General features: G+C 53.8%; 20 protein-coding genes and 2 pseudogenes. 9 read left to right on the top strand and 13 right to left on the bottom strand.

Going from position 1 to position 23,252, the window contains the following annotated elements:
• Positions 1 to 2 precede the first annotated feature (2 nt).
• Positions 3 to 1,898 carry a hybrid sensor histidine kinase/response regulator gene (locus QJQ48_RS11480; protein ID WP_346291374.1) on the top strand — a complete coding sequence of 632 codons (1,896 nt, stop codon included), beginning with the start codon at positions 3 to 5 and terminating at the stop codon, positions 1,896 to 1,898.
• Positions 1,899 to 2,102: 204 nt separating this feature from the next.
• Here the strand turns inward: QJQ48_RS11480 and QJQ48_RS11475 are convergent.
• Positions 2,103 to 2,183 (bottom strand): annotated as a pseudogene (locus tag QJQ48_RS11475) (DNA starvation/stationary phase protection protein); the annotation flags it as partial.
• A 270-nt stretch (positions 2,184 to 2,453) separates the two neighbouring features.
• On the opposite strand from QJQ48_RS11475, the gene QJQ48_RS11470 reads away from it, so the two are divergent.
• Positions 2,454 to 2,711, top strand: coding sequence for a hypothetical protein (locus QJQ48_RS11470; protein ID WP_346291373.1), 258 nt, complete (start codon positions 2,454 to 2,456; stop codon positions 2,709 to 2,711).
• 143 nt (positions 2,712 to 2,854) lie between these two features.
• Here the strand turns inward: QJQ48_RS11470 and QJQ48_RS11465 are convergent, their stop codons facing one another.
• The 10 genes from QJQ48_RS11465 to QJQ48_RS11420 form a co-directional block, all read right to left on the bottom strand.
• On the bottom strand, positions 2,855 to 3,256 hold the full coding sequence (locus QJQ48_RS11465; RefSeq protein WP_346291372.1) for a fasciclin domain-containing protein: 402 nt from the start codon (positions 3,254 to 3,256) through the stop codon (positions 2,855 to 2,857).
• A gap of 21 nt (positions 3,257 to 3,277) precedes the next feature.
• Complete coding sequence (locus tag QJQ48_RS11460; RefSeq protein ID WP_346291371.1) at positions 3,278 to 3,433, bottom strand: hypothetical protein; 156 nt, start codon at positions 3,431 to 3,433, stop codon at positions 3,278 to 3,280.
• 9 nt (positions 3,434 to 3,442) lie between these two features.
• Complete coding sequence (locus QJQ48_RS11455; protein ID WP_346291370.1) at positions 3,443 to 4,729, bottom strand: CO2 hydration protein; 1,287 nt, start codon at positions 4,727 to 4,729, stop codon at positions 3,443 to 3,445.
• Between the two features lie 101 nt (positions 4,730 to 4,830).
• Positions 4,831 to 6,354, bottom strand: a complete 1,524-nt coding sequence (locus tag QJQ48_RS11450; protein ID WP_346291369.1) for an NADH-quinone oxidoreductase subunit M — start codon at positions 6,352 to 6,354, stop codon at positions 4,831 to 4,833.
• 78 nt (positions 6,355 to 6,432) lie between these two features.
• Positions 6,433 to 8,304 carry an NAD(P)H-quinone oxidoreductase subunit F gene (locus tag QJQ48_RS11445; RefSeq protein ID WP_346291368.1) on the bottom strand — a complete coding sequence of 624 codons (1,872 nt, stop codon included), beginning with the start codon at positions 8,302 to 8,304 and terminating at the stop codon, positions 6,433 to 6,435.
• Between the two features lie 206 nt (positions 8,305 to 8,510).
• A complete protein-coding gene (locus QJQ48_RS11440) occupies positions 8,511 to 9,515 on the bottom strand; it encodes an ABC transporter ATP-binding protein (protein ID WP_346291367.1) in 1,005 nt (334 codons plus the stop codon).
• 20 nt (positions 9,516 to 9,535) lie between these two features.
• Positions 9,536 to 10,564, bottom strand: coding sequence for an ABC transporter ATP-binding protein (locus QJQ48_RS11435; RefSeq protein WP_346291366.1), 1,029 nt, complete (start codon positions 10,562 to 10,564; stop codon positions 9,536 to 9,538).
• Positions 10,565 to 10,568: 4 nt separating this feature from the next.
• The gene (locus QJQ48_RS11430) at positions 10,569 to 11,414 is read right to left on the bottom strand and encodes an ABC transporter permease (RefSeq protein WP_346291365.1); all 846 of its coding nucleotides are present in this window, start codon (positions 11,412 to 11,414) and stop codon (positions 10,569 to 10,571) included.
• Positions 11,411 to 12,427 carry an ABC transporter permease gene (locus QJQ48_RS11425; RefSeq protein ID WP_346291545.1) on the bottom strand — a complete coding sequence of 339 codons (1,017 nt, stop codon included), beginning with the start codon at positions 12,425 to 12,427 and terminating at the stop codon, positions 11,411 to 11,413. The genes QJQ48_RS11430 and QJQ48_RS11425 overlap by 4 nt, the downstream gene beginning before the upstream one ends.
• A 15-nt stretch (positions 12,428 to 12,442) precedes the next feature.
• The gene (locus QJQ48_RS11420; protein WP_346291364.1) at positions 12,443 to 14,119 is read right to left on the bottom strand and encodes an ABC transporter substrate-binding protein; all 1,677 of its coding nucleotides are present in this window, start codon (positions 14,117 to 14,119) and stop codon (positions 12,443 to 12,445) included.
• A 48-nt stretch (positions 14,120 to 14,167) separates the two neighbouring features.
• Here QJQ48_RS11420 and QJQ48_RS11415 point away from each other — a divergent pair, with 48 nt between their 5' ends.
• Positions 14,168 to 14,329, top strand: coding sequence for a hypothetical protein (locus tag QJQ48_RS11415; RefSeq protein WP_346291363.1), 162 nt, complete (start codon positions 14,168 to 14,170; stop codon positions 14,327 to 14,329).
• A 61-nt stretch (positions 14,330 to 14,390) separates the two neighbouring features.
• On the top strand, positions 14,391 to 16,133 hold the full coding sequence (locus QJQ48_RS11410; protein WP_346291362.1) for a CHASE domain-containing sensor histidine kinase: 1,743 nt from the start codon (positions 14,391 to 14,393) through the stop codon (positions 16,131 to 16,133).
• Positions 16,134 to 16,139: 6 nt separating this feature from the next.
• On the opposite strand, the gene QJQ48_RS11405 is transcribed toward QJQ48_RS11410, so the two are convergent.
• Complete coding sequence (locus QJQ48_RS11405; protein ID WP_346291361.1) at positions 16,140 to 16,817, bottom strand: response regulator transcription factor; 678 nt, start codon at positions 16,815 to 16,817, stop codon at positions 16,140 to 16,142.
• A gap of 355 nt (positions 16,818 to 17,172) precedes the next feature.
• Between QJQ48_RS11405 and QJQ48_RS11400 the strand changes: the two genes are divergently transcribed.
• The gene (locus tag QJQ48_RS11400) at positions 17,173 to 17,775 is read left to right on the top strand and encodes a hypothetical protein (protein ID WP_346291360.1); all 603 of its coding nucleotides are present in this window, start codon (positions 17,173 to 17,175) and stop codon (positions 17,773 to 17,775) included.
• Between the two features lie 354 nt (positions 17,776 to 18,129).
• Here the strand turns inward: QJQ48_RS11400 and QJQ48_RS11395 are convergent, their stop codons facing one another.
• Positions 18,130 to 18,603: a hypothetical protein gene (locus tag QJQ48_RS11395; protein ID WP_346291359.1), complete on the bottom strand. Its 474-nt coding sequence runs from the start codon at positions 18,601 to 18,603 to the stop codon at positions 18,130 to 18,132.
• 114 nt (positions 18,604 to 18,717) lie between these two features.
• Between QJQ48_RS11395 and QJQ48_RS11390 the strand changes: the two genes are divergently transcribed.
• The 4 genes and pseudogenes from QJQ48_RS11390 to QJQ48_RS11375 form a co-directional block, all read left to right on the top strand.
• Positions 18,718 to 20,175 carry a thioredoxin-like domain-containing protein gene (locus QJQ48_RS11390; RefSeq protein ID WP_346291358.1) on the top strand — a complete coding sequence of 486 codons (1,458 nt, stop codon included), beginning with the start codon at positions 18,718 to 18,720 and terminating at the stop codon, positions 20,173 to 20,175.
• A 199-nt stretch (positions 20,176 to 20,374) separates the two neighbouring features.
• Positions 20,375 to 21,037, top strand: coding sequence for a glutathione S-transferase family protein (locus QJQ48_RS11385; protein ID WP_346291357.1), 663 nt, complete (start codon positions 20,375 to 20,377; stop codon positions 21,035 to 21,037).
• A 755-nt stretch (positions 21,038 to 21,792) separates the two neighbouring features.
• Positions 21,793 to 23,016, top strand: a complete 1,224-nt coding sequence (locus QJQ48_RS11380) for a permease (protein WP_346291356.1) — start codon at positions 21,793 to 21,795, stop codon at positions 23,014 to 23,016.
• A gap of 129 nt (positions 23,017 to 23,145) precedes the next feature.
• A pseudogene (locus QJQ48_RS11375) lies at positions 23,146 to 23,252 on the top strand (IS701 family transposase); the annotation flags it as partial.

The raw sequence follows: 23,252 nt of genomic DNA, 5'->3' as shown, positions 1-23,252 counted from the left end.
GCGTGAATAGCCAAACCCCCATCCAAGTTTTGCTAATCGAAGACAACCCCGGCGATCGGCGCTTGCTGCAAGAATTGCTGCGAGAAGTCGATTCTGTGCCCATCACCTTTGCCTATGCTGACTGCCTAAGCCAAGGCATACACAGCCTTAGAGAAAATGACTTCGATCTGATCTTGCTAGACCTTTTTCTACCCGACAGTCAGGGATTTGCCACATTTACGCAGCTGCAGCAAAGAGAGCGCGAAACTCCTATCATCGTCACGACCGGCCTGAATGATGAAACCCTGGCGCTTCGGGCGGTGCAAGCTGGGGCACAGGACTATTTAGTCAAGGGTCAAATTACGGGTGATTTGCTGGTGAGATCAATCCGCTATGCGATCGAACGTAAGCGAGCGGAACAAAAAATTCGCGAGCAGGCAGCCCTGCTAGATATTGCCACCGACGCCATTCTGGTTCGAGATGCACGAAACCAAATTCTATTTTGGAATAAGGGAGCCGAACGTCTTTACGGCTGGACGGTTGAAGAAGCTTTAGAAAAAAACTCCTTTGATCTTTTGTATGACGATATGTCAACTCAGGCTGAGGAGGCTCAGCAAAAGTTAGTCGTTGAAAATGAGTGGCAAGGCGAACTGCAGCAGATTACTAAAACCGGGCAGGTCATTGTCGTAGAGAGCCGGTGGACACTGGTCCGAGACGAGGAAGGACAACCCAAGTTCATTTTGGTGGTGAGTACGGATATAACCGACAAAAAGCAGCTCGAAACTCAGTTTTATCGCGCTCAGCGTCTAGAAAGTTTGGGAACCTTGGCGGGCGGCATTGCCCACGATCTCAACAATATGCTGACCCCCATTCTAGGAATTGCAAAGCTCCTACCTCACCTCATCCCCGACATTGATCAGAAAACCAGCGAATTCCTAGAGATTTTGACCCACAGCACCGAACGAGGCGCAGAACTGGTCAAACAGGTACTGACATTTGCTCGCGGCATTGAAGGGCAATATCAGATGATACCCGTGGAAAATCTGATTTCTGAAGTGAATCAGCTAATTGAGCACACATTTCCTAAATCAGTTGAAATTTCAGCCAGCGTTGCCGATGATCTGTGGATGGTGACCGGGGACACCACTCACCTACATCAGGTCTTGATGAATCTTTGCGTCAACGCCCGCGACGCCATGCCAGATGGGGGTCAGTTGAGCCTGACTGCTAAAAATGTCTGGGTGGAGCCAAATCTCACCCAGGGACATCCAGAGGCTCAGGCAGGACCTCATGTGATGATCACGGTTCAAGATACAGGCACCGGCATTTCGCCGCAGATACTCGATCGCGTCTTCGAGCCGTTTTTCACCACCAAGGGCGCAGGACAGGGCACAGGGCTGGGACTATCCACGGTGATTGGTATTCTTAAAAGTCATAAAGGGTTTATTCAGGTAGCTAGCCAGTCAGGGCAGGGCACTCAGTTCAAAATATACTTGCCCGCAGTCAATGCCGAGGCGGGTCAGTCTTTGGTCAATCCTCAGGCCGACACGGGACAGGGCCAGATGATCTTGGTCGTAGATGATGAAGGACCGATTCGAGAGATCACCAAAACCATTTTGGAAGCTTATAACTACCGAGCGCTCACGGCCTGCGATGGTATAGAAGCTATTGCGCTTTACAGGCAGTATGGCCCAGAGATCAGCGCCGTTTTGATTGACCTCATGATGCCCAAAATGGGCGGTGAGGCCGTCATCCGCGCTTTGCGGCAAATCGAACCCCAGGTACAGCTAATTGCCACCAGCGGCCTTGCCTCTAATGAACAAAAGGAAATAACCCAGGACTTAGGCGTGTCAGCCTTTTTACCCAAACCCTATACGCCAGAAGCTTTACTGCATGCCCTGAGCGAGCTGGGTCTGTAGAAATTCAGAGATGACAGCCAGCAATACTTTCAGGCTTTGCAGCATGGCGCAATCCTGATGCCGCCCATCAATAACTAGTTTTTTCTGTTAAACGCTTCCACGCTGACCCAGCCAGGCTCTAATCACGCCGACCATAGCTGACTAAAACTCCGTATCCTAATTAAAAGAATGCGGAGTTACAGGCCAGAAATTTAGGCCACTAATTTACCAGTTCAGCTTCAGACTGTCTCGCGTTAGGAAATGATCTAAATGATAGGCCCGTTCTTCTGTTTTTAGCAGAATTTTCTACTACAAAATGATGCTTTTGATATTGCAGATAAAGACCCATAAAGCAGACAGCGATCGCTATACCCGTTCGATAAAACCTACTAAGTTCCGGGGGCAGGTCCGCCGACAGCCTGGGTGCTGCGTAGGCGAGAATCCACCTGCAAGCTACTGAGAATTCCGGAATTCTCAAGCCCCTGTGCCCGCTCAGATAGTTTAGAGCTAACCGTGACGAAGCCGCTTTACTTCTCCTAAACTTATTCCTAGACCTGCCTTTATTTACTCACTACCATGACGAATGATAAGCCAGATCTAGACTCAAGCTCATCTATCTCCAAGTCAACTATCAAAGAAGTAAGCGCCTTCTTTGTCGGCGGTGCCGGGGCCGGACTGGTTGCCTTCGCTCTGTTTGGCGGCATTTGGCAAGTGACTCATTTTGAATGGGTAATGGCGGCTACCGCTATGACCTGTGGCCTGCTAGCCGTTTTGCTACGCCAAAACTTCAAAGCGATGCTGAACGTCCTGCTAGAGAATGCTCCCTGGATCTAAGAACCTATCACTGCTCTTGGTGCTCAAGGACTGATAATCTGCCGCTTTACCACGCGGCTCGGTTTCAAGCACCAAGAGCAGATCGATTGCCTCAACCTGAGTAGAACCTATTCAGATTTTGGCTCAAGAGAGATAGCGACGGCTTATCCCATCAAAATGACGCGATCGATGACGTGAATCACGCCGTTATCAGCGGCAACGTCGGGGGTAATGACGGTCGCGTTTTTAACTTCAAAATTATCTGTCATATCAATGGGAATAGGAGATCCCTCTACCGAAGTCACCGTTTGGTATTGGGCTAAATCAGCCTGCATTAGCCGCCCCGGAACTACATGAAACTTTAAAATGCGGGCGAGCTGCGGCGGATTTTGCACCAGGGTTTGTACCGTGCCAGGTGGCAGATTGGCAAAAGCCTGGTCAGTGGGCGCAAACACGGTAAAGGGGCCGGGTGACTTGAGAGTCTCAACTAAGTCAGCCGCTTTCACTGCCGCCACTAGCGTTTCAAATCCTGGGGTACCCAAAGCAATATCAACAATGTCAGCCATGTTAAAGCAAGTCAAAATAAATTACTGATCGATGGGACTAAATGCTTTTGGATCAAGCCCTTCTGTCCAGAGCAAAGCCGAGTTGCTTGCCGGGAACTGCTCTACCCCAAGCAGCAAACAAATATAAACTGCCGTCATCCAAAAAAACGGATTCAGCTCATCTAAAATCTGTCGCATTGTGTTCTCCTAGCGATAGTCTTGATGTTGAATATCCCGGAGGCGGGCTTCGGGACGCTTGAAGCGATCGAGCTGGGCTTCAAAAAAGGCCCGATTGGCTTTGAGGTGTTTAGGATTTGGGTCATCCAATGGATAAAGTAGTGCCCCGCGTAAAGCTTGAATCACGGCTGAGGTGACGCAGTACATCGATCGCTGGAAAGAAATGCCCAGCTGAATCAGCATGTCATCCTCACCCCGGCAGTGCTGCTGGTAGTAGTCCACCAGGTAAGGCGGTAAGAAATGCAGCATGTCCTGCATTAGCAGCGTAGGAGGAATTCCGGCTGAACCCACCGGGAAGACATCTGCATAGAGGATGCCGTAGTGAAAGTCGTGCTGATCGGCTGGGACTTCCTGTGCCTGGGCGTTGTAAGACTTGGTGCCGCGAAAGGGGGTCGTACGGTAAAAAATGGCCTCCACATAGGGCAGAGCGGCTTCATAGAGCCAGGTAAAGCCCTTAGACTTGGGCACAATTTCGTAGCAGTCATCCCCAATGTAAACGTGGTGATAGATGGGGCGACCTGCCACCGCGAAAATGCCGTTGACCAAGAAATTCATCGCGTCTGGGACGCTAGTCAGCTTGCCCTCATCGTAGAGATCGGACATCTCAAAAAACACCGGCGCCATCACTTCCCAAAACAAACCCAAATTGGCGTAGTAGGAAAGCTGTCGCACCTGCTCAATAAACATTTCCGGGAACAGCTTATACAGTCCCAACATGGCCGGATTGCCCTTGAAATAGGCCCGAATGGCGCGATCGGCATTAGCTTTGTACTCATCCGTATCCAAATACGGATCAAACTGGCCGCCCATATCTCGGTGCCAGAACATGGCGCGCATACAGGCTTCGGCAAACTCCATGTTGATGCGATCGTGCCAGAGATGGTGTATCAGCTTGGGCAGCTTACGGTTAACCTCTCCTTTTGCGATAAAAGCCTGCAGCTCTGGGTGAGCCGTCGCTTCACCACGCCAGATGCGCAGATCAGCGCTGTCTCCGGCATAGTGATTAGGCAGATCCAGGTACTCCTGGGGCAGAAAATATTTAAAGAGGGGCAGGGGATTGAGAAAGACCCGCTCGGCAATGTACAGCAGGTTACGCCAGTAGAAGTCCATCGGCACGGCATAAGCTTTGTAAATGCCAATAATTTGCTTCAGGTTTTCCGGCGTGTCGGGCAGCATGGCTCCGCCGGCTTCCAGACGATGCACGATATCAGCGAAGGGATGCTGGGAGGCCGGGAGCTGGGTAAGGGTAGGGGTCATGGTGAGTGATGAGTCGTGAATGTGGGTCAGGGACGGGGCGGGAGAGGGAAAGACGAGGCCTTTAGGCTAGCTCCGCCACGTCTCCCTACTTTCTATGCCTGCTACAGCCGAGGAGCAGTTTGAGCCAAATGCGGGGGTGACTCTAAAGTGGGTTCTACCAGTCGCGGGGTAGGAATGGCGGCCATATGCTGGGTTGTGGTTTCGCTCCAGCGCATTAGCCAGCCGGGCTGAACGCCTAAAAGGAAAATCAGCCAGGCCAAAATCAAGGCTGGGGTGCGCTCGAACCATTCGACTTTGCCAAAATAGGCGATCGCGTTATCGAGCTTACCAAAGCAGGTGCGGTTCAGCAGGATAACGAAATAGACCGCTGTCAGACCAGTCCCCACGACGCAGATCAGAGTTTGTACCGGGAAGACAGCATAGCTGCCCTGAAAAACAACGAATTCTGCGATGAAGCCTACCAGTCCCGGAATACCGGCGCTAGCCATGCCGCCCAGTACCAGCAGGGCACTGACCAGTGGCAGTCCTCGTACGGGGTTCATCAGGCCGTTGAGCGTTGTCAGGTCACGGGTGCCGACTTTCGCTTCGACTAAACCGACCAGGTGAAACAGCAGCGCCAGAATCAGGCCGTGCGCAAACATTTGGGCTACCGCTCCCACTAGGCTGAGATTGGTCATGGCGGCGCCGCCCAGCAGCACATAGCCCATATGACCGACGGAGCTATAGGCCACCATGCGCTTGATATCTTTTTGGGCGATCGCCGCCATTGCGCCATACAAGACGCTGACCGCTGCCCAGCCAGCTAGCCAGGGAGAAATGGTAGCCCAGGCTTCCGGAAACAGGCCCATACCAAAGCGAAAAATACCGTAGGTGCCCAGCTTCGCCAAGACGCCCCCCAGCAAAATTGCCACGGGCGTAGAAGCAGCTACATAGGTATCAGGCAGCCAGGTATGTAAGGGAACTAGGGGCGTCTTGATGCCAAAGCCCACCAGCAGAGCCCCCAGCAGCAAGAACTGAATGCCGAGGGGTAATGACTGCTCTAGTAGAGCGCTGTAGGAAAAGCTCGTCGCTTGACTGAGCCAGATGAGGCCCAGAAAAGCGGCTAAGATTAGCGCGCCGGAAGTGGCCGTATAGAGCAAAAACTTAGTAGCGGCGTAGCTGCGATTTTCTCCCCCCCACACGGACACCAGCAGATAGAAGGGAATTAGCTCAATTTCATAAAACAGGAAAAAGAGCAGCAGGTTTTGGGCCAGCAGCGCCCCGGCAACGCCGCTACTCACTAACAGCACCAGGGCATAGAACAGCCGGGGGCGCTCGGTATGCTCGCGGCTGCTGTAAATGGCAATCCAGGTGAGCAGGCTGTTGAGCACCACCAGCGGCAGCGACAGGCCATCTATCCCCAGCTCATAATTTAGCCCCAGGGTTTCTAACCAGGGCAGCGTTTCTGAAAACTGGAGGGCAGGACTGCTCAGATCAAACTGGCTCATGAGCCAAATCGTCCACAGCAGCACTCCGCCTGAGATCAGCAGCGATCCCAGCTTCAGGCGTGGCGCTGTGATGGACTTTGGTAGGCAGCCAATGGCGATCGCGCCGACAAAAGGGAGCCAAATAAGTGCGCTCAGCATAGTTTAGTTCTAAGCAACGGCAGGTGAATGGAAGATAAGGGTCGGAAATAGTTGGGGCGCATAGGGTTAAGCCTAGTCTTAAGAAACAGGCCAAAGCCTTTGCGTCCAAATAGAAGCAAACAGCGGCCAGCTCACTAACAAAATCAGCAGCACCACCCCAGAGAGAATCGTCAGTACGTAGAAGCGGGTTTGGCCGACGTTGCCATACTTCAGCGTTTCGCCGCCAAAGAGGGAGGCAAAGCCAACTAAATTGACCACGCCGTCAACAATATGACGATCAATCCAGTCGGTGATGCGTGAGAGCCAATCCACGGCCAGCACGACGCTGGAGCGATAGAGCTTGGGCGTATAAAAGTCGTAGGCAAAAAAGCTTTGCAGAGCTTTACCCGGTAGCTGGATGGGCTTAGCAACGGTTTGCCCCACATAGAGAAATGCGCCCAGCGTTGCCCCAGTCACTGTTGACCAGGTGAGCAGCAGCGCCACGTCGTGATTCAAGCTGGCCCACTGCGGCAGCAGGTTGAGGCTCTGCATGATCAGCGGCAGGTGCAGGGTGAAACCGGCGAGCACCGTCATGGGCAGCGTAATTAACCAGATATTTTCGGGCGATCGCACCGTCATCTGCTGCCGTCTGCCAGCGAAAATCAGGCCAAACTCGCGCACTAGACTAAAAGTTGTCAGGGCATTGACGGCCAGCAGCGTCACAAACAGGCCCGGACGGCTAGGCCAGAGGCCGTCTGCTAGCGCCAAGATTGCCCAAAAGCCACCTAGAGGCGGCATCGCCACCAGCCCCGCTGCGCCGACTAGGTAGCTCAGTCCAGAAATCGGGCGACGACTCCACAAACCGCCAAGCTGTGTCAGGTCTTGGGTAATGTTGTTAAGCACAACTGAGCCAGTGCTCATGACCAATAGCGCCATCGCCAGCGCATGAGCCAGCATCAGCAAGTAAGCAACGGTAATCTGCTGCGTGCCTACCGCAATAAAGATCAGTCCCATGTAGGCGCTGACGGAATAAGATAGCGCTCGCTTGATATCAATTTGGGCGATCGCAATCAGCGTAGCGCCGACCGCCGTTGCCGCTCCCACAGCCACAATGGCCTGCAGCACAAAGGGAGAAAGCACCAGCACTGGCCCCAGCTTAATCAGCACCCAGGCTCCAGTGGCGACGACCACCGCGTTACGCAGAATGGTTCCGGGAACCGGGCCTTCCATCGCCTCATCTAGCCACAGATGTAGGGGAAACTGAGCGCACTTGCCCATTGGCCCCGCCATCAGAGCCAGCCCCAGCAGCGCCATGATGGTGGGGTTGACCGTCGCCGTCTGGGCCCACTGCGCCAATTCGTTAAAGTTCCAGGTGCCTGCTAAAGGATAAATAGCCAAAACCCCCATCAGCAAGAACAAGTCCCCTATGCGCTTGGTTAAAAAGGCGTCTCGCGCCCCGGTTACCACCAGGGACTGGTTATACCAAACGCCCACAATCAGGTAGGTGCCTAGGGTCAAAATCTCCAGCAGGATGTAGCTGAAAAAGAGCGAATTGCACAGGGCCAGACCGCTCATACCCGCTTCAAACAGCGCCAGCAGCGAGAAAAATCGCGCCCAGCCCCAGTCCATCTCCAAATATCCCACCGCATAGAGCTGAGCCAGCAGGTTCAGCCCGGTCAGGACGATGATGGCCGCTAGGGTAACGGCTGAAATCTCAATGGACACAGAAAGGTTCAAATCCGCCACCTGCAGCCAAGAAAAAGCCTCGTAGACAGGGGGCTGCTGCCATACTTCTAAAAAAGCCACAATCGCGTGAACAAAAGCGGCTAAAGTAGTCATCAAGTTGACGTATCCGGCAGGTCGCGGCCCGGTACGGCGAATAATCGAGGGCGTCCATAGGGCTGATAGCACCATGCCCAACAAGGGATAGCAAGGAATGAGCCAGACGGTTTGCAGCAAAAACTGAAGCATTACTTTCTCTAAATCATAGACATTAGTCTAACAACAATAAAAATATCATTGTCAACAGTCTATTTATAGACAAATATTGTTTGCTTTATAAGCTTTTGCTATTGATTAGAGTCTAGAACACCCACAGAGTTTAACTAATATCGCCAGCGTTAACCTTAGAAAAGTCAATTTATGGGTAGCCTGGATTGCCGCACGCATAGGCAGCCTCACTCAAACGGGGCGGGCGAGTTGACCGGAAAATGGCAGGCTACCTGGTGAGCAGGGTCAATCTCAGTCAGGCTGGGCATCACCTGCTGGCAGCGCTCCTCCCCCTTAGGGCAGCGGCCATAAAGGCGACACACCTGCGCACTGGGATTGATTGGGCTACGGGGTTCGCCGCAGAGGGCAATGGGACGGGGCTTAGCCGTAAAGCTGGGAATAGCTGAAATCAGGGCTTCCGTGTAGGGATGGCGGGGCTGACTAAACACCTGATCTACCGGGCCAGATTCCACAATTTGGCCGAGATACATAACCAAAACGCGATCGCACAGCAGCCGTACCACGTTCAAATCGTGAGAGACAAACAGATAGCTCATGCCCAGCCGCGTTTTTAGATCTGCCAGCAGCCGCAAGATCACCGCCTGCACCGACACGTCTAAGGCCGACGTCGGTTCATCTAAAACCAAAAGCTTGGGACTGAGCGCGATCGCCCGCGCAATGCCGACCCGCGCCTTTTGGCCACCTGAAAGCTGATGGGGAAACCGACTGAGTAAATCCGGCGGCAGCCCCACCAGTTCAGCCAGCTCAGCCGCGCGGGTTTGTAGCTGCTCTTTGCTATGAAAATTATCTAGACGCTTAATCGGCTCGGTAATCGTGTCGTAGGCGGTAAAGCGGGGATTGAGGCTGTCGCTGGCATCTTGAAAAACTAGCTGCACCGCTTTACGCGCGGGGTGGCGGGGAAACTGGCGAGCGGCGATCGCGCTGAGTTCGGTCGCTTCAAACCAAATTTCGCCAGCCGTTGGATCCAGCAGCCGCGTGATCAGACGAATCAGCGTGGATTTGCCGCAGCCGGATTCACCCACTAATCCGACACTTTCCCCTGGATAAATTGCAAATGAAACCTGATCAACGGCATGAAGCTGAGCATTTTGGCCCACTGAAAAGAACCTGCAGAGGTCGCGCACCTGCAGCAGCGTGTCAGGGATGGCGGGGGTATGAGTTAAGGCAGTCATGACTTTAGCTAATACCAGTACTACAGTGGCTTCCAGCAGGCTACCTGATGCTCTGCGGTCAAAAACTCGCGGGCCAGCGGCGCCTGATTGCAAAAGCTTGCTTCATAGCGATCGCAGCGCTGGCTAAACCGACAAACAGGTATCTGAGCCGCTTTCAGGTTGGGCAGCTTACCGCCGATGGGCGTCAGGTCAGCAAGGGACTTGTGCGGCTCTGGGGTAGCGGCAATCAGCTTGGCGGTGTAGGGATGGCGGGGATGGCGAAACAGGTCGGCAGTGGGGGCCGATTCGACGACGTGTCCGGCGTGCATGACCACCACGCGATCGCAGTATTCTGAGGCCAGGGCTAAATCGTGAGTAATTAAAATTGTCGCCATCTGCCGCTGCCGGGTCAGCTCCTTAATGAGGTTCATCACCGTGGCCTGAGTGGTGACATCTAAGCCCGTCGTAGGTTCATCAGCAATCAGCAGCTTGGGCGAGCAGGCCAGGGCCAGCGCAATCATAATCCGCTGGCACAGCCCCCCCGATAGCTCGTAGGGATAGGCGTCATAGCGCTGCTGCGGAGCGGGAATACGAACGCTAGTGAGGAGATCGATCGCTCTAGTTTGCAGCTCGCTTTTGCCAAGATCCGTGTGGCAGCGCAGCACATCGGTAATTTGCTTACCAACTTTGCGGATGGGATTGAGCGCTAGGCGAGGATTTTGAAAGATCATCGATAGCTCCTTACCCCGGAGCTGTCGTAGGGTTGATTCCGACTCTTTCAGCAGGTCAACCGCCACTTGGTCAGACTGAAATAGCGCCCGTCCGGCGGTGATCTGTCCGGCCCGGTCGAGGACGCCCATCAGAGTGAAGGCCGTCACTGACTTACCAGAGCCGCTTTCCCCTACAATGCCGACGGTTTCCCCCGGCTGCACGGTAAAGGTGACGGCTTCTAGCGCTTTGACAACGCCGGAGCGGGTCTGAAATTCCACCGCCAGATCATCGACTGCCAGCAGCGGCGCAGCACCGGGATGCGGGCGAGTTAAGACATCGGCAGGTTGAGGCAGGGTCATGGCGTCAAGTCCTCATGCGGGGGTCGATTAAATCACGCAGGCCATCGCCCAGCAGGTTGAAGCAGAACACCGCCAGCATCAGCACCGCCCCCGGAAACAGCGCCAACCACCACTCACCGGAAACAATGTAGGTCGCCCCTTCGGCCACCATAATGCCCCACTCTGGGGTGGGCGGCTGTACCCCCAAGCCAATGAAGGACAGGCCGGCTGCATTCAAAATGGCCCAGCCCATATTCAACGATACGTGCACCATCATCACCGGCAGCACGTTGGGGAATAAATGCTGGGCCATAATCTGCCAGTCGCGATTACCTGTCAGCCGGGCCGCTTCAACATATCCGGCTTCGCGGCGCACCAGCACCTCTGAGCGAATTACCCGCGTATACAGCGGCAAGTTGATAATGGCGGTGGCGTAAATAATGTTGGTGACGGTATTGCCCAAAGCCGCAACCAGTCCCATTGCCAGCACAAATAGGGGAAAGGCCATCAGCGTGTCGATCAGGCGAGAAATTAGGCGATCGCACCAGCCACCAAAATAGCCGGCGCAGAGTCCCAAGACGCTGCCCACAACGAACGACAGGGCTACCGCCACCACGGCAATACCCAAATCTAGCTGTGTGGCAACTATCACCCGGCTAAGCACGTCTCGCCCTAGCTGGTCGGTGCCAAACCAGTGGGCTAAGGAGGGAGGCTGCAGGGCGATCGCCGAGTTGGTTGCCAGCGGCTGATAAGGAGCGATCGCCCGGCCCAAGACAGCCAACAGCACCAGCCCGGCAAACAGGGCAAAAGCGACAAAGGTAATCGGATTTTGGCGGATCACGTAGCGTGTATGCTGCAAGGTAGTCGTCATCCGGCCCTCATTCCCGCTCTGGGATCAATCACGACATAGAGCAAATCAATCAGCAAATTTAGAACGACATAGAGCAGCGCCATCGTTAAAATAAAGCCCTGAATCGGCGCATAGTCAGAGGCAACTAGGGCCTCTACGGCATAGGAGCCAATCCCCGGCCAGGCAAACACTTTCTCCACCAGGATGTTGGCCCCCAAGAGAAAGGAAAAGACCACCCCCAGCGTGGTGACGACGGGCAGCATGGCATTGCGAAAAGCATAGCCCAACAAAATCTGCCGGGGCGGCAAACCGTTAGAGCGGGCGGTGCGGATGAAGTCGCTAGAGAGAATTGCCAGCATTGAGGCCCGCGTCACTCTGGTCAGGGGGGCTAGGGCAAAAAGTCCCAGGGTGACAGCGGGCAAAAAGAGCTGGGCCGCCGCCACGCGAAAGAGGGCTAAATTGCCGGTCAGCAGGCTATCAATCAGATATAGCCCGGTAATCTGAGGCGGGGCGCTATAGAGCAGGTCTAGACGCCCCAGGGGAGCCGGAACAACGCCTAGCTGGTAATACAGCACGTATACCAAAAACAGCCCCGTGAAGAATGTGGGCAGCGACACCCCCGCTGTCGCCAGCAGCCGGACACCGTGATCCAGCCAGGAGTTGGGCCGGGTGGCGGCCAGGATGCCGAGGGGAATCGCCAGGGCGATCGCGAAAACCAAGCCTGCCAGCGTCAGCTCTAGAGAGGCTGGCAGGCGCGTCATCAGGTCGTACACTACGGTCTGCCCGGTTGTCAGAGAAACGCCTAAGTCCCCCCGCACCAGTTCGCCAATGTAGATCAAAAACTGCTCCGGTAGGCTCTTGTCTAAACCCAGGCTAATCCGCACTTCCTCAATCGCCGCTGGCGTCGCTGCTGGCCCGGCAAAAAAGGCGGCGGGATCTCCTGGCAGCGATCGCGTCAGCAAAAACGTCACAATCACCACCCCAATCACGCTGGGCACCGCCCCCAAAAGGCGACGGCCCGCTATCTTAGCTATAGAATGATGGGCCATCTAAGCTTTCTCCAACTGGCGGAAGTCGAGCTGCCGGTGAAACCAGTACTGATAGCCGCTGATATTGGGCTGCATGGCTACTGACAGCTTTGGCTGTACCAGCGGTACCCTGGGCATTTCCTCCCAGGCTAAGCCAATAAACGCTTTGACGCTTTCCTCATAGGCTGGCTCACCCGGCTCGGTGGCTAGGGCTGTTTCAATCAGCTTGTCCATTGCCGGATTTTGATAGGAACTGCCGTTGAAGGTGGCATCTTGGCCGTGATAGGCGTAGAAAAAGAAATAGTCAGGATAGTTGAGCCAGCCGCCAAAGTTGTTGATAATCATCGGGCGGCTCTTTTCCACCAGCACCGAGCGGAAATTTGCGCCCGGCACCTTCTCAATATTGGCCTGAATGCCAATTTCGGCCAGCGCTTCCTGAATCAAAACCACGGTCGGTTCGGCCCATTCTTTATTGCCCATATCAAACGCGATCGTCGTCTCAAAGCCCTCAGGATAGCCAGACTCCGCCATGAGCTTTTTGGCCCTTTCTAAATCGGTTTTGTAGGGAGTTGGCTGGGGCCAGTCTACGGAGTCGGGGTCAAACTCACCGGCACCGTACATCGGCACCGCCTGACCGTAGAGCGCCGTTTCCATAATGGCGTCGTAGGGAGTGGCATAGGCCACTGCCTGCCGCACTTTGGTATCAGCAAAGGGATTGTCTGCGCCTTTGAGCTGGGGATTGGCGTGCATATCGATGGAGTAGAGACAGTTTTCGACCGGCGTTGAAATCAGGCTGAAATCGCCCATTTCGGCCAGTTCCTTTTGATCTTTTTCCGACAGGTTGAAGTTGATATCCACATCGCCTTTTTCCAGCAGCGCCCGCCGATTGCCCGCTTCCGGCACATTCAGCCAAATGATTTCTTGAATTTGCGGCAGCGGCCCAGACTTCCACGCCTCAAACCGCACTAGAGTAATGCGCTCATTTGGCTTAAACTCTCCCAGCTTATAGGCCCCGCTGCCAGCGTCATTGGCGTTGAGCCACTCGGCGCCCCAGGGGTCGTCTGCGGTCAGATTAGGTTTGACCAATGCCGAATTGATAATGATGGGAATAGGGACGGCCAGATCAATCATGGTCAGCTTGTCAGGCCGCAAAAACTTCACTCGGAAGGTGCGATCGTCTACCGCCTCAAACTGATCTGGACTCTCCAGCGCCCCGGCCTTCATCTGAAAAGTGGGAAAGCCGCCAATAGAAACCGCTCGATCAAAAGACCATTTCACGTCCGCAGCCGTCACCGGAGCGCCGTCGTGAAAAGTCGCGTCCGGGCGCAGTGTGAACGTGACAGAGAGGCCGTCTTCAGCCAGCTCCCAGCTTTCCGCCAGCTCCGGCTCCAGCACCGTGTAGTCATAGGAAACGGAGCCATCCGGCAGCTCTTTCTTGCCAAAGGTCATCAGGCGATCGTACATAGCCCAAGAGACACCATAGGCAGGGCGATTGGTGCCGACCCGGTGCAGATCTAAGCTGTTGGGAAAGCCACCTCCCTGAACCACCGTCAGCTTGGCATCTGTCGCTTTGTCTGCCGCTGTACCCGATGCGGCAGAAGTAGTAGAGGGGCTACTGCTACAGGCTTTCAAGCTGCTAACTAAGGTCATGCCAGCCGCAAATCCCGCGCTGGTTTTCAGTAGATGTCGGCGTTTCATCATGGCTAAAACCTAAGTGAAGAGTAAACTCGTTGGGCTGAATTTATTTTGAGTAAACGTAAAAAATGCTACCGTTTAGAGATAGAAATAACGGGCTTTGCCTATCAGGTTGCAGTTAGCTTAGGGGCGATCGCGGCAAAAAAACGGGAAGAAGTCGGGAAGAAATCGGGAAGATTCTCTGCTTTTGAAACCGGGTTAGTTTTTGTCTAAGAAAAGCTCCTACAGTATTGTTTGTTTATGCTCACTGACCTGATCCACTTTCTCGAAATCCGTGAATTCTGGCTTATCTCGCTATTTGCCGGCGGGCGCAGTTTTAGCCTTAGGGATGACGCTGACGCTGACGGCCACTGCCTGGGTGGGGCGCTGGGAGTCACTTTCCCGTCAGGCTGAATTTCAAAAACAAATCAACAATCTCACCACTGCCTTACAGCGGACAGTCAACCGCTACAACGAACTGTTGCTTTCTATCAGCGATCTCTATACCGCGACAGACAATCAGGTTGATCAGCTAGCCTTCAGGCAATTTGTGCAGCGGGCGGTCACTACTTTTCCCGGCATCCAAGCCTTAGAATGGGCACCGCTGGTGCTGCACAAAGACCGCGCCGACTATGAGCAAAGGCTGCAGGTACAAACGGGGCGAACCGACTTCCAAATTACGGAGCGCCCGCCACAAGGCGGTTCTCTAGTCACAGCCGCCGTCCGTTCTAGCTATGTACCCGTCACGTTTGTAGAACCCTGGCAGACTAATGAGGCCGCTTTAGGTTACGATCTCGCCTCTGATCCCACTCGCCGTCAGGCACTACGGCAGGCTAGAGACACTGGGGCGATCGCCATCAGCGGGCGCATTCAGCTAGTGCAAGAAACCGCAGGCAATCAGTACAGCTTCCTGGTTTTTGTGCCCATCTATCGGCAGGCGGCAGCCACCGTAACCACCAGACAGCAACAGCTACAGGGCTATATTCTAGGCGTCTTTCGAGTTGCCGATGTCGTTGAAGAAGCCTTGGCTGATTTTGACTCCGAAATTGACTTTTATATTTTTGATCAGGCCGCTAGGGCAGAAGAACAGCTATTAGGATTCTACGAAGCGCAAACGCAGCAGGTAAAACCCCAAAACGGCGCTACTCAGCTCAGCGCGATCGCTGGCTGCCCGTTGCGCTCAGACTGTACCCAGCAGATTATTTTAGGTCAGCGCCAGTGGCAAATTGTCTTTTTGCCCACCCGTCCTCACACTCCTCTCTGGAGTACCTTAGCCACCCTATTGATTGGCTCGTTGATGACCATCACGCTGCTGATCTATCTGTCTCGCTGGCAGAGCGAACTGAAACAAACCCGCGAGCTGAGCCAGCTCAAGCTTCGTCTTTTTTCGATGGCCTCCCACGAGCTACGGACGCCGCTGAGCGTAATCGCTATTTCGGCTCAATCGCTGATGGCTAATCAAGGCAGCCTAACCTGGCAACAGCGGCAAAACATCATTGCCAGAATTCAGCTAGCCGCTAAACGTATGGGCCAGCTCGTCAGCGATATTCTGACGCTGACCCGCGCCGAAGCAGGCAAGCTAGAGTTCGCGCCCGAAATTGTCGAACTTGCCCCTTTTTGCCAGCAGCTCTTGGAGCAGGTGCAGCTCAAGCCAGGACAAACGCTCACTTTGCAAGGGGTTAATCCTCAGCAGCGGGTCTATTTGGATAAAAATCTGATGCACTCTATTTTGAGTAACTTACTGGCCAATGCAGCCAAGTATTCGCCCCCAAACAGTCCGATCGAGCTAACGGTCAAGGAAGAAGCGGAAACCCTGCAGTTTCAGGTCAGCGATCGGGGCATTGGGATTCCAGCCGCAACTCAGCCACAAATTTTTGAAGCTTTTTACCGAGGGCAGAATGTCGGCGCGGTGCCCGGAACCGGATTGGGACTGGCGGTGGTTCAAACCTGCACTGACCTCCACGGCGGCCACCTGACGGTTCAGAGCCAGGTGAATGAAGGCACCTGTATTGCTGTCATTCTTCCCCGTATGGAATAAGCAGGCTTAATCTAGGCTGGCTAAGCGATAGCCCAGACCGTGAATTGTTTCAATCAGATTGCGAGCCGCCCCCGCTTGGCGCAGCTTTTGTCGCAGCGCTTTGAGGTGAGCTTTAACCGTTTCCTCACCGGGGGGATCCTGAAGCTGCCAGAGAGATTCCAGAATAAAGTGACGACTCAGCACCCGGCGTCCCTGACGCATGAGCAGTTCTAAGAGGGCAAATTCTTTGGGGGTTAGCCGCAGCGGCGTTTCTTGGTAACTGACTTCGTAGGTAGCAGGGTTGAGGCGAAGCGCACCCCAGGTCAGGGCTAGGCTACTGCTGGTTTGGCCACGCCGCAGCAGGGCGCGAATCTGGGCGATTAGCTCTAGCAGGTCGAAGGGTTTGACCAGGTAAGCATCGGCTCCGGCATCTAAACCCGCAACTTTATCGCGGCTGGTATCTCTGGCCGTCAACATCAGAACCGGAGAATCTATGCCCCGCGATCGCATTCTTTGACACAGAGCTAGCCCATCTAGCTGGGGTAAAGTCACGTCCATCAGCGTCAAATCGTAGGGCAGAATTTGAATTTGCTGCCAGGCTATTTCCCCATCGGGGGCAATATCAACGGTGTAGCGCTGGGCGACAAGAGCTTCTGAGAGGGAGGCGGCTAAATGGCTATCATCTTCCACCAAAAGGATACGCATCTTCAAGTTCCCCTACCTGCCCTACACCGTACCAGCCGCGTCAGCCCAAACTAGCTGCTTAGCTATCATGGGTTGATTTAGCGCCAGACAATGTAAGGTGAGATACATAAACCGGGCTGAGATTTAAGGCTCCCGGCAGCAGCGGCCAGATTGATAAATATTTCTCAATGCAGACCCAATATGGCGCTACTGTCACCCAGAAATAGAGAGAATCCTGGATTTTCAGCTAAGTTTCCTTCCTTAGGTAGAAAGTAGAATTACCAAAGCCCCTCAAAATGACAGCAGATAAGTCTCATTGCCAAGTCAAGACTGACATTGACTGAGACCCTTACCAAATTTTAGAGAAGCATTTGCTATGACTGTTTTACGTCTGTTGACAAATCCTGTCGGTTTCTGGGCACTGCTGCCGGTTGCGCTAGCGGCCTTGGCGCTGCCAGCTCAGGCTCAAAATCCGACGGCGGCTGACCTGGGTACTGAACCGCTACAGCTTGCCCCCGTAGAGGTATCTCAAACAGAACTTTCCCAGCTGATCCCGCGCAACCGCGCTGGCGTCAGCCGTAACTTCATTGGCATCGGCGGCAATATTGGCTTTGATGACGATGCGACCGTAGGAGACTCCGGCTTTGCGGTGATTAGCAAGCTTTCCCTGACGGACAGCCTTTCTCTACGACCCGCAGCGGTAATTGATGAGGATGTGACCTTCATCGTGCCTGTTACCTACAATTTCGTGAACCGAGCCGTTGGGGTAGGGAATCGGGTCGCTGTGCCCTACTTGGGCGGTGGCGTTGCCATTTCTACAGAAGACGATTCTGAAGTGGCGGGTTTAATCAGTGCTGGGGTGGACGTGCCAATTTCTGACCAGTTTACGGCTAATGGTCAGGCCAATCTCAGCATTGCTGATGAGACAGGCTTCAGTATTCTGCTAGGAGTAGGCTACAACTTTGAAGGTCTAAGATAGGCCAGTTTTTGAGATAGGCTTCTCAGCCAAAAAGGCGGACATCAGAGTGATGTCCGCCTTTTTGCTATGTTTCAACCGACCTTAGTTCAAATCAGCATTCGTCGCCGTTTGATGTCGTACCTAGCGACGTAGCCATTAGAGGGATCTTCGTTGGGCTGTTGAAAAGTAAGATTGTTGCGATCGCAGCTCTCTTGTTAAGCAGCAACGGCAACATCGAACTGAGAAAGACTATCGGGCATAAGAAACCTTTGAGTCAAGCGCCGATAGTCGCTGAGATAGCACGCACCTTCGTTAAAACTAACCGCGTGCTATCTCACTCCGGGTGTTCATCACCCCAATGCAGAATCTAGAGGATTACTGCAGGGCTTGCTGGGCCTGCTCAATTTCGGTTTGAGAACCGTTGATCACAATGCGAAACTGGCGAGGAATTGTAGGATCGGCTTTCTGCTGTTCTTTGCGAGAGCGGGCATTGAAAAGCTGCTTGCCGTAGATACCGCCAACAACGCCACCGGCGACGGCAATGCCCAGAATCACTAGCCGATTGAAAAGGGAGTTGTCTAGGGTGCCACCGTTGAAAAACGATAGAGCCGCCGCTGCAATAATGCCCAAAACGCCGCCATAGCCCAGTCCGAGCCAAAGACCGGCTTCACCGCCTGCCGTCGTACCGATAGCTGCTACCTGGCTGCGGGGTTTGATGTAGTCGTCAATCGCGATCTTCTCGTTCGGAATGCCTGCTGCCGTAATGGTGCTCTTGGCTTCAATAGCTGACTGGCGATCGCTGAAGCTAGCAATCACGCTATTGTTTTTGTTCATCGTTTGGCTTGTCATAAATAGCTCCTTAAAGTTCTAAAATTTACTTGTTGTTCTCATGTTTACATTTAGAAACAAATATATTCTCTGCACAGAGAGATATTCTCTAAGCTGAAATAAACACGGATATTTATGGTTCGGGTTCGCGCTCCAGAGCTGCCGCAGCAGGCTCCCTGGCTCAATAGTTCACCCCGGTCGCTGCGATCGCTGCGAGGCCGGGTAGTGCTGCTCGACTTCTGGACTTATAGCTGCATCAACTGTTTGCACATCCTAGACGACCTGCACTATTTAGCCAGCCGCTACGCCGACCACCTGACGATAATTGGCGTTCACAGCGCCAAGTTTGACCACGAGCAAAAGCCAGAAAATGTCCAACAGGCAATACAGCGCTATGGCATCACCCACCCAGTTGTGATCGATGTCGATGGCTGGCTGTGGGATCAGTATGCGGTGCGGGCCTGGCCGACGTTTGTGCTGATTGATCCGGCGGGCTACGTGATAGCGACCCGTTCTGGCGAAGGACAGCGGCCAGCTTTAGAGGCGCTAATTCAGCAGATGACAGCGGCCCCGACTCATACCCCGGCTAGTTCTAGTGGTGCAGCCGCTCAGACGGTTCCAGACAGTCTGCTAGCTTTTCCGCTGGCCGTGCTGGCCGATGAGTCCAGCGACACACTTTTCATTGCTGATACGGGGCACCATCGACTTTTGCTTACCACGCTGGCAGGGCAGCTCAAAGCCATTGTAGGCAGCGGTATTGCCGGGATGCAGGATGGGACTTGGGCCACAGCCCAGTGGCGATCGCCCCAGGGCATGAGCCTAGACTCTTCTGGGCAGCAGCTCTATGTGGCCGATACGGGCAATCATCTTGTCCGACGGGTGGACTTGAGCCAGCAGCAGGTAGCTACCGTCGCCGGGACGGGGGTTCAGAATGCCTGCCTGTTTCCCCACGGCGGCAGGGCGCTAGAGGTACCGCTAAATTCCCCCTGGGATCTGGCTCAGGTAGGCGATCGCCTTTATGTCTCAATGACTGGGGCGCATCAGATTTGGCAAATTGATCTAACGCGTAGCACCAGTCAAACCCTGATTGGCACTGGGGCTGAATTTTGCGTCGATGGCAGCGTGGCCGAGGCGGCCTTTGCCCAGCCCAGTGGCCTCACCACCAACGGTCAGACCCTCTTCGTAGCCGATAGCGAAACTAGCTCCATCCGCGCGGTCACGCTGACCGAGCCGCCAACGGTGCGCACTCTCTGCGGCAGCGGCCAGCTCTTTGGCTTTGGCGATCGCGATGGCATTGGCTCTAGGGCGCGGCTGCAGCACTGCTTAGGAGTGGCCGCTGAGGGCGGAGTGCTGTGGATTGCCGATACTTACAATCACAAAATCAAACGCCTCAACCTGCAAACCCAAGCCTGCACAACCCAGTGGCCCCAACAGGCAGCTCAGCTAGCGGAACCCTCCGGCCTCGCCCTTACCGCTGATCATCTATATATTGCTGACACTAACCATCACGCCATACACCGAGTTGACCTAACCTCTGGCGCCCTGACAACGCTGGCGATCGCCGCTGTCTGCACACCGGAAACCCCTTGCTAGGAATCGCTATTGTAGGAGATGAGAACTGTCTTTGGGCAGCTCATGTTAGAACATCAGCGGAAATTGCTGGTCGATTAGGTGAAACGTGGCTTACGGTGCCTTTTCTGAACCGCTTAAAGATAGAAGCCTAATTTTTTGACTCAAAAAAGACCGATCGGTTTTAATACCGGCAAGATTACATTATTTACTAGGAGCCGCCATGCTGACGTTTTATTACCATCCCCTATCGCCCATTGCCCGCCGGGTCTGGCTAGCGCTGCTAGAAAAGGCTCTGCCCTTTGAACCTGTAATCGTCAATCTCACCGGGGAACAGTTCCAAGCCGACTTTTTGGCAATTAGTCCCTTTCACCACGTACCAGTACTGATAGACGACGGCCAGCGCATTTTGGAGTCTTTGGCCATTTTGACCTATTTAGAAGCTCAGTACCCAACGCTATCGCTCAGCCCCTCAGAGCCAAGGGCGATCGCCCGCATGAGTATGGTGCAGATGGTCACGGTCAATGAGCTGACAACAAAGCTGCCCGCTCTGGTCTTAGCCAGTGAAGCTTCTGGCTTTGATGAACCCCTCAGCCAACATCTGGCTACGGTGCTGAGCTTTCTTGACCAGCAACTCGGTGGGGCAGCCTTTTTTGGCGGCGATCGCCTGTCTTTAGCAGACATTACCGCCGGAGCAACATTTCCCCTATTGAAGCGGCTCGGCGTTGAGTGGCAGACCTATCCTGCGATTGCCGCCTGGTTTGAGCGCATTACCGCTCGTCCTGCCTGGCAGCAAACGGAACCAGACGAGGCAGACTTTGCCATTTGGAAACGCTGGATCTTGCTGATGATCAAGCGACGACAGCGGCAACTGGCCCGGACCTAAAACCTACCAGCCCACTCCTAAAGGAGCCACCCGCGCCCCTCATTGCCCTAAACGAAATCCAGCATCAACGTCTTTAGGAAATCTCACTGGCCGCCGCCACAGGGGCGATCGCCGCGAGAGAGGGAGGCTCAGGCGGCTTCTAGTTCAAGCCAGATCACAAGCCAGATTATCGGTTGTGAGATAGCACTCAGTTGTTAAGTTACAACCTATGAGAATTTGAGAATTCCGGAATTCTCAAGGTCGTAGTTGTTTTAATGCCCTCAGCTTGTCTATGAGCTGCATCAAAAGCAAAATGCAGCCCATGAAAGCTGCATTTTGTTTCAGGGCTGATGGGTGCTTCAACCAAATCTCGAAACTAAATCTCGAACAGAACCTTCAAACGCTGCCAGTAGCTTTTCAATCTTGGGCAAAAGTCAAACCAGGATCTGGGTTCTCCGTTCCCAAGCGCTGACCGTAGCGCTGATCGTAGTGACCGTGACATCAAGTATGTCTTCTACAACGCCTAGGGCACAAAGATGGGTTCATTCCTAAGAAGGGTGTAGGAGACACAGCTTTGCGGCTACATCTGGGATATCGCTCGGGGAAAACAGCCATGTAGCGCAAAAGATATGCTGCTACCGCGATTTGGATGCGGCTTCAAGCAGCAACCGAAGCGAGGGATTGAAACGGTGTCAGTCGGCATTGACCCAATCGGTTGTCCTGATTAGAGCGATGCTTTCCCAGCCCAATAGAGAAACGAAGAGGTAATAAAGAATATGGATGGTGGCGGTTTTTGGAGTCTATACGGAGAGGCAGCTCTGACTTCTCTGGGCTATTTTTGGCAGGCGCTGTGGGCTTTTGTTTTAGGCTATATCATTAGCAGCATGATTCAGGTGTTTGTCACCCGCGATCGGATGCAAAAGGTCATGGGAGAAGCCGGACGCGGCAGCGTAGCGCTCGGTACTTTCTTTGGCTTTATTTCAAGTTCCTGCAGCTTTGCCGCTCTGGCCACCACCAAGTCTCTGTTTAAAAAAGGGGCGGGTTTTGTTCCGGCAATGGCATTTTTGCTGGCTTCTACCAACCTGGTAATTGAACTGGGCATCATTATTGCCGTATTTCTCGGCTGGCAGTTTGTGGTGGGTGAGTATGTCGGCGGCATCCTGCTGATTCTATTTGGCTGGCTGTTTTACAAGCTGACGCGCCCCAAAGACATGATTCGCCAAGCGCGGCGGCGACTGCGAGAGCAGGAAGGGGAAGATGAGAGCGGAGAGGGGCAAACCAATTGGAAAGAGAAGCTGCAAAGCCAAGAAGGCTGGGAGCAGGTAGCCCGCAAATACTTCATGGAATGGGGTATGGTCTGGAAAGACGTGACGGTAGGCTTCACCATCGCCGGAATTATTTCCGCTTTTGTGCCCTCGGCCTTTTTTCAAACTCTGTTTATAGGGGCAGGTCAGGATGGTGGCCTCAGCTTTTTAGCCGTATTGGAGAATATTATCATCGGCCCTATCGCGGCTTTCTTTACCTTCATTGGCTCAATGGGCAATATTCCCCTAGCGGCGATTCTCTACAGCAATGGGGTCAGCTTTGGCGGGGTCATGGCCTTCATCTTTAGTGACCTAGTGGTGTTTCCAGTCATTCGGGTCAACGCTAAATACTACGGCTGGAAGATGGCGCTGTATATTTTGGGGCTGTTGTTTGCGGCGCTGATTGCTACTTCTTTAGTGCTGCACTACGGCTTTAGCCTGCTGGGAATTTTGCCCCAGGGGGCTAGCGGTGGCAGCGGTCAGGAAAACCGCTTTGCCATTGACTATACGTTTTTCCTCAATCTGGCCTTTCTGGCAGTCACCGGCATTCTAGCTGGACTACGGTTCAGCGATGAATCCAAATCAGGGCACGATCACGGCGGCGGGCGGAGTATTGTGGAGACAGTCTTATTTTGGCTGGCGATCGCTTCTTATATCTGGCTAGGCGGCGGACTGCTGGCGGTATGGTTGGGCTGATTAGGGATATGGCGTAGGGCAGGACAGGAGAGACAAAAAAAACTTATTTTGGGTATGAACAGGACTTACGCATTGACAGTTGAGTAAATTTGTGGGTTGAAATTCAAAGGTGTTGCATCCCTTAGTCCTTTGCGTATTCTCACTAAACCCTCCACCGCTCATTGCACGCTCAATCTCTATGTGCGCTATCTGCTGGCCCAACCACAAGGGTCTGGCTGTTGCGAACTGGCTGAGAT

The organism is Sphaerothrix gracilis Ecp01, assembly GCF_030405905.1.
Lineage (GTDB): Bacteria > Cyanobacteriota > Cyanobacteriia > Phormidesmidales > Phormidesmidaceae > Sphaerothrix > Sphaerothrix gracilis.
Note: the sequence above shows the minus strand (reverse complement) of the source record. Positions and strands in the feature narration are given on the sequence as shown.

What these genes read in the sequence shown, in the direction of transcription:
- QJQ48_RS11470 (WP_346291373.1), top strand. Translation starts at nt 2,454, where the DNA reads ATGACGAATGATAAGCCAGATCTAGACTCAAGCTCATCTATCTCCAAG.
- QJQ48_RS11430 (WP_346291365.1), bottom strand. Translation starts at nt 11,414, where the DNA reads ATGACGACTACCTTGCAGCATACACGCTACGTGATCCGCCAAAATCCG.
- QJQ48_RS11465 (WP_346291372.1), bottom strand. Translation starts at nt 3,256, where the DNA reads ATGGCTGACATTGTTGATATTGCTTTGGGTACCCCAGGATTTGAAACG.
- QJQ48_RS11405 (WP_346291361.1), bottom strand. Translation starts at nt 16,817, where the DNA reads ATGCGTATCCTTTTGGTGGAAGATGATAGCCATTTAGCCGCCTCCCTC.
- QJQ48_RS11450 (WP_346291369.1), bottom strand. Translation starts at nt 6,354, where the DNA reads ATGCTGAGCGCACTTATTTGGCTCCCTTTTGTCGGCGCGATCGCCATT.
- QJQ48_RS11445 (WP_346291368.1), bottom strand. Translation starts at nt 8,304, where the DNA reads ATGCTTCAGTTTTTGCTGCAAACCGTCTGGCTCATTCCTTGCTATCCC.
- QJQ48_RS11390 (WP_346291358.1), top strand. Translation starts at nt 18,718, where the DNA reads ATGGTTCGGGTTCGCGCTCCAGAGCTGCCGCAGCAGGCTCCCTGGCTC.
- QJQ48_RS11455 (WP_346291370.1), bottom strand. Translation starts at nt 4,729, where the DNA reads ATGACCCCTACCCTTACCCAGCTCCCGGCCTCCCAGCATCCCTTCGCT.
- QJQ48_RS11435 (WP_346291366.1), bottom strand. Translation starts at nt 10,564, where the DNA reads ATGACCCTGCCTCAACCTGCCGATGTCTTAACTCGCCCGCATCCCGGT.
- QJQ48_RS11395 (WP_346291359.1), bottom strand. Translation starts at nt 18,603, where the DNA reads ATGACAAGCCAAACGATGAACAAAAACAATAGCGTGATTGCTAGCTTC.
- QJQ48_RS11420 (WP_346291364.1), bottom strand. Translation starts at nt 14,119, where the DNA reads ATGAAACGCCGACATCTACTGAAAACCAGCGCGGGATTTGCGGCTGGC.
- QJQ48_RS11440 (WP_346291367.1), bottom strand. Translation starts at nt 9,515, where the DNA reads ATGACTGCCTTAACTCATACCCCCGCCATCCCTGACACGCTGCTGCAG.
- QJQ48_RS11380 (WP_346291356.1), top strand. Translation starts at nt 21,793, where the DNA reads ATGGATGGTGGCGGTTTTTGGAGTCTATACGGAGAGGCAGCTCTGACT.
- QJQ48_RS11460 (WP_346291371.1), bottom strand. Translation starts at nt 3,433, where the DNA reads ATGCGACAGATTTTAGATGAGCTGAATCCGTTTTTTTGGATGACGGCA.
- QJQ48_RS11400 (WP_346291360.1), top strand. Translation starts at nt 17,173, where the DNA reads ATGACTGTTTTACGTCTGTTGACAAATCCTGTCGGTTTCTGGGCACTG.
- QJQ48_RS11385 (WP_346291357.1), top strand. Translation starts at nt 20,375, where the DNA reads ATGCTGACGTTTTATTACCATCCCCTATCGCCCATTGCCCGCCGGGTC.